Raw genomic sequence first — 5,349 nt, 5'->3', positions numbered from 1 at the left:
GCGCAGTGCCGTCCGGGGCCGTCGGGCCGCCCGGGCCCGTCGGGGCGTCAGACCTTGAGGTACTTGCGGAGGGTGAAGAACGCCGCGATGCCGGCCATGCCCATACCCACCACGACCAGCAGCGGTATCACCGCCAGCACCGAGGACAGGCCGATGAAGTGGATGAACTGCACCCGCTCGGCGAGCCAGTTCTGCACGAAGAAGTGGCCGCCGAGCAGCAGGCCGGAGGCCATCACCGCACCGAGCAGCGCGGAGAACGCGGCCTCCGCGATGAACGGCATCTGCACGTAGAAGTTCGAGGCGCCCACCAGGCGCATGATGCCGGTCTCGCGCCGCCTGCTGTACGCCGACACCCGGACGGTGTTGACGATCAGCAGCAGCGCGACGAACAGCATCAGCACCATGATGACGAAGGCCGCCGTCTGGAGGCCGTTCAGCAGGCCGAACAGGTTCTCCAGGATCTTCCGCTGGTCCTCGACCGACTTCACGCCGGGCTTGCCGGCGAAGGCGCTCTGGATGACGTCGTACTTGGTCGGGTCCTTCAGCTTGACCCGCCAGGACTGCGGGATGGCCTCCGGGCCGAGGACGGAGATGAGCGGGTTGTCCGGGTTCATCTCCTTCCAGTGCTTGTACGCCTCGGCGGAGTTCTCGAAGGTCGAGGACTGGACCACCGAGTCCATCTTGTCCAGCTGGGTCTTGATGTCGGCGATCTGCTGGTCGGTGGCCGCGCCCTTGTCGCACTGGGGCGAGTTCCGGGCGTCGGCCTTGGTGCAGAAGTAGATGCTCACCTCGACCTTGTCGTACCAGTACCCCTTCATCGAGTTGACCTGGTCGCGGACCAGGAGGGAGGCACCGGCGAGGGCGAGGGAGAGCGCGACGCTGACGACGACCGCGATGGTCATCGTCAGGTTGCGGCGGAGACCCACACCGATCTCCGACAGGACGAACTGGGCGCGCATGCGTTCAACAACTCCAGGGTCGGTACTGCTGGTCGGGCGAGGCGGGCGGGCGGCCCACGGGGTCAGCGCCGAGAGGTCAGTGCTGGTACCCGTAGACGCCGCGGGCCTGGTCGCGGACCAGCAGCCCCTTGTCGAGCTCGATGACGCGCTTGCGCATCTGGTCGACGATGGCCTGGTCGTGGGTGGCCATCAGCACGGTGGTGCCGGTGCGGTTGATCCGGTCGAGCAGCTTCATGATGCCGACCGAGTTCTGCGGGTCGAGGTTGCCGGTGGGCTCGTCCGCGATCAGCAGCATCGGGCGGTTCACGAAGGCCCGGGCGATCGCCACGCGCTGCTGCTCGCCACCGGACAGCTCGCCCGGCATGCGGTCCTCCTTGCCGCCGAGGCCGACCAGGTCGAGCACCTCGGGCACCACCTTGTTGATGGCGCTCTTCGGCTTGCCGATGACCTCCAGCGCGAACGCGACGTTCTGCGCGACCGTCTTGTTGGGCAGCAGGCGGAAGTCCTGGAAGACGGTGCCCAGCTGGCGGCGCATGTGCGGCACCTTCCAGTTGGACAGCTTGCCCAGGTCCTTGCCCAGGACGTGCACCTCGCCGTTGCTGGGGCGCTCCTCGCGCAGGCACAGGCGCAGGAAGGTGGACTTGCCCGAGCCGGACGAGCCGACCAGGAAGACGAACTCACCCTTCTCGATCTCCAGCGAGACGTTGTCCAGGGCGGGACGGTTCTGCTTGGGATAGGTCTTGGAGACGTTGTCGAATCTGATCACGGCTGCATCACGGAGGCCATCCTAGGCGGCGCCAGTCCTGGGTCGGTCCGCCCCTCGGCATGCCCGGCCCGGGGCGGGCGAGGGGAGCGGAACGGCCGCTCCCGGCTTGGGACCATACGCGAACGGCGGCCCGGCCCGCAGGTTCAGCCCGCGACAGCCGAACGGAGCTGGGGGAAAATGCCCTGATATGCCCTGAAAATTGGGAGCCATCTCACAGCCCGGGGGCCGGAACGCCCGGAACCTGGCACAGTGGAGGGTGCGGTCGGGCACGACCGCTCCGCCGCACAGGGCACGAGAAGGAACCAAGGCCCGGTCCGGTGCGTTTGCAGTAGCAGCGAGGAGGAGATCGCATGACCTGCGACCATCTGGTGTGCGCCCACTGCAACGGCCGCGTCAGCGAGGGCCGCTGCCCCGCGTGCCGTGCCACCCGGGCCCGGCTGCAGGAGCAGCAGGGCCCGTTCGCCGCGCTCTCCCCCGCGATGCTGCTGGCCGTGCTGGCCGGGCTGCTCGCGGTGGCGCTGATCGCGCGGCAGGCGCTGGCCTGAGAGACGTACGGGGAAGGCCCCCGGCCGGGGTGAACCGGTCGGGGGCCTTCTGCCGTTCCGTCGTACGGGGCCGCGGGCGGGGCCGGCACGGCCCACCGCCTACTGCGCGGCGGTCTCGCGCTGCTTGCGCCAGCGGATGCCGGCCTCGATGAAGCCGTCGATGTCGCCGTCCAGCACGCCCTGCGGGTTGCCGACCTCGAACTCGGTGCGGACGTCCTTGACCATCTGGTACGGGTGGAGCACGTAGGAGCGCATCTGGTTGCCCCAGGAGCTGCCGCTGTCCTTGAGCGCGTCCATCGCCGCCTTCTCCTCCTGGCGGCGCCGCTCCAGCAGCTTCGCCTGGAGGACGTTCATCGCGGACGCCTTGTTCTGGATCTGCGAGCGCTCGTTCTGGCAGGACACCACGATGCCGGTCGGGAGGTGCGTGATGCGCACCGCCGAGTCGGTGGTGTTGACGCCCTGGCCGCCGGGGCCGGAGGCGCGGTAGACGTCCACGCGCAGCTCCGACTCGTCGATGTCGACGTGGTCGGACTGCTCGACGACCGGGAGCACCTCGACACCGGCGAACGAGGTCTGCCGGCGGCCCTGGTTGTCGAACGGGGAGATCCGGACCAGCCGGTGGGTGCCCTGCTCGACGGAGAGGGTGCCGTAGGCGTACGGGGCCTTGACGGTGAAGGTCGCGGACTTGATGCCGGCCTCCTCCGCGTACGAGGTGTCGTACACCTCGGTCGGGTACCCGTGCCGCTCGGCCCAGCGCAGGTACATGCGCATCAGCTGCTCGGCGAAGTCGGCGGCGTCCACGCCGCCGGCCTCGGCGCGGATGTTGATCAGCGCCTCGCGGGCGTCGTACTCGCCCGACAGGAGGGTGCGGACCTCCAGCTCCTCGACCGCCTTGGCGACGGCCGCCAGCTCGGTCTCGGCCTCGGCGCGGGTGTCCGCGTCGTCCTCGGCCTCGGCCAGCTCGAACAGGACGCCCAGGTCGTCGATGCGGCCGCGGAGGCCCTCGACCCTGCGCAGTTCGCCCTGGAGGAAGGAGAGCCTGCTGGTCACCTTCTGCGCGTTCGCCAGGTCGTCCCACAGGTCGGGGGCGGCTGCCTCCTCCTCCAGGCGCGCGATGTCGGCCCGGATCTTGTCCAGGTCGAGGACGGCCTCGATCGACCCCATGGTCGTTTCGAGGTTCTTGAGCTCTTCGGAAGGATCGACGGCTGCCACGCCCCCAGGGTAATGGTTCCCGGGGTGCTCATGACGACCCCGGGTGCGTCCGGGGGCCCGCGGACCCCCGGAGTGGGCCGCCGAGGCGCCCGGAGCGCGGCGCTACGGCGCCCCCGGGGCGCCCGACACACCGGTCGGGCGCGGCCCGGGTCCGGCGTCCGGCGCGGTGGCGGCGAAGGCGGTCCAGGCCGCGGCGGCGCCGGCCAGCAGCAGGACCACGGCCAGCAGCACGGCCAGCACCCGGCGGCGGCGCAGCAGGGCCTGGCGGTCCCGGCGGTGGCCCGCGCCCGGGGCGGTGCGCTGGGCCCGCGACTCGGCCGCGTAGGAGGCCAGCTCGTGCGCGGAGGGGCGGCGCAGGCTGGTGTGGGTGTCCCGGGTGGAGTCCGGGGCGACGCCGGGCACCAGCGGCACGGCCGGGCCGCGGCGGCGCTTGTGGGTGCCGGGGGCGGCGTCCACCTCGGCGTACACCGCCTCGCCGGGGGTCAGCTGCTCCTCGACGGGCGCCCGGCCCTGCTGCGGGACGGCCAGCACCGGCAGCCCGGCGAGGGCCGGCAGCTGCTCGCGCAGCCGGGCGGCCAGCTCGGCGGCGCGCAGCCGGGAGGCCGGGGCCTTGGCCAGGCACTCGGCGATGATCCGCCACAGGCCGTCGGGCAGGCCGGGGATCGCCGGCACCTGCTCGGTGACGTGCCGGCGCAGCACCGCGCCGGTGTGGCCGCCGCCGAACGGGGTGAAGCCGGCCAGCAGCTCGTAGAGCACGGTGGCGAGGGCGTAGATGTCGACGGCGGCGCGCGGCTCCAGGCCCTCGATGATCTCGGGGGCGAGGTAGTCGGGGGTGCCGATGATCCGGGTGGCGCGGGTGCGGCGCGGGGCGTCGACCAGCCGGGCCACGCCGAAGTCGGTCAGCTTGGCGCGCGGGGCGCCGCCGGGTCCGGGGGCGGCGGCGAGGTCCAGCAGGACGTTCTCCGGCTTGACGTCCCGGTGCACGATGCCGGCCGCGTGCGCGGCGGCCAGGCCGTCGGCGACGTCCGCGATCACCGAGGCGGCGAGCTGCGGGGGCAGCGCGCCGTCGCGCTCCAGCCGGGAGCGCAGGTCGGTGCCCTGGACCAGCTCCATCACCAGGGCGAGGTCGCTGCCGTCGACGACCATGTCGCGCACGCCGACCACCCGGGGGTGGTCGAGGCTGGTCAGCGCGGCGCGTTCCTGGACGAAGCGCCCGACCAGCACCTGGTCGGCGGCCAGGTCCTCGCGCAGCAGCTTGACCGCGACCGGACCGTCCGGGCCCTCGCCGAGCCAGACCGTCCCGGCCGAGCCGCGGCCGATCACCTGGTGGACGGTGTAGCGGCTGCCGATCTTGCGTGCCAATGCTGCTCCGTGGGCGGCGGGAGCGCCCCGGGAGGGTCCGGAGCGCTCGGTGGGGCGGGACAACAGCGACCAACCTACGCGCCCGGACGCCCTCCGCGGGCCGCCTGAGGGCGCTCGGCGGGTCCTGGGCGGCGGGAAATCCCGTGGATTGTCGACAAAGCGTCAATCCCGTTGCGCGTCCGGTCCCGGCGGCCTGCCGGAAGGCCGCCGGGATCCGTTCGGGTCAGTTGCCCACCTTGTCGGACACGCCGGTCACCCAGTCCTTCGCGTCGGAGAACCAGCCCTGGACGTCGGCCCAGTACTCCGGCAGCGGGGTGAAGTTCCACAGCGCCACCACGGCCAGCGCCAGCACCAGCAGCACCACGAGGCAGCCCTTCAGACAGCCCAGGCCCGGGATGTACATCCGGTTGCGGCTGCGCTGGCGCGGCTCGCGGCGCGGCGCCTCGCGGGGCGCCTCGTGCGGGGGCTCGGCGCGGCGCTGCGGGGGCTCGCGGTGCTGCGGGGC

General features: G+C 72.3%; 5 protein-coding genes and 1 pseudogene. 1 reads left to right on the top strand and 5 read right to left on the bottom strand.

Annotated elements, in window-relative coordinates:
* Window positions 1-47: 47 nt before the first annotated feature.
* Together ftsX and ftsE are read right to left on the bottom strand one after the other, a co-directional pair.
* Window positions 48-959, bottom strand: a complete 912-nt coding sequence (gene ftsX, locus ACFU74_RS35775) for a permease-like cell division protein FtsX (protein WP_344325131.1) — start codon at window positions 957-959, stop codon at window positions 48-50.
* Between the two features lie 76 nt (window positions 960-1,035).
* A complete protein-coding gene (gene ftsE / locus ACFU74_RS35770; protein WP_344325128.1) occupies window positions 1,036-1,725 on the bottom strand; it encodes a cell division ATP-binding protein FtsE in 690 nt (229 codons plus the stop codon).
* Between the two features lie 350 nt (window positions 1,726-2,075).
* On the opposite strand from ftsE, the gene ACFU74_RS35765 reads away from it, so the two are divergent.
* Entirely contained in the window at window positions 2,076-2,270 is a 195-nt protein-coding gene (locus tag ACFU74_RS35765) for a hypothetical protein (RefSeq protein ID WP_344325125.1), read from the top strand.
* A 99-nt stretch (window positions 2,271-2,369) separates the two neighbouring features.
* Here the strand turns inward: ACFU74_RS35765 and prfB are convergent, their stop codons facing one another.
* The 3 genes and pseudogenes from prfB to ACFU74_RS35750 all read right to left on the bottom strand — a co-directional run.
* The gene (gene prfB, locus ACFU74_RS35760; RefSeq protein WP_380764302.1) at window positions 2,370-3,482 is read right to left on the bottom strand and encodes a peptide chain release factor 2; all 1,113 of its coding nucleotides are present in this window, start codon (window positions 3,480-3,482) and stop codon (window positions 2,370-2,372) included.
* Window positions 3,483-3,584: 102 nt separating this feature from the next.
* Window positions 3,585-4,844 carry a serine/threonine-protein kinase gene (locus ACFU74_RS35755; protein WP_380764301.1) on the bottom strand — a complete coding sequence of 420 codons (1,260 nt, stop codon included), beginning with the start codon at window positions 4,842-4,844 and terminating at the stop codon, window positions 3,585-3,587.
* Window positions 4,845-5,067: 223 nt separating this feature from the next.
* Window positions 5,068-5,349 (bottom strand): annotated as a pseudogene (locus tag ACFU74_RS35750) (serine/threonine protein kinase); the annotation flags it as partial.

Source organism: Kitasatospora sp. NPDC057500 (assembly GCF_042802195.1).
Taxonomy (GTDB): Bacteria; Actinomycetota; Actinomycetes; order Streptomycetales; family Streptomycetaceae; genus Kitasatospora.
Note: the sequence above shows the minus strand (reverse complement) of the source record. Positions and strands in the feature narration are given on the sequence as shown.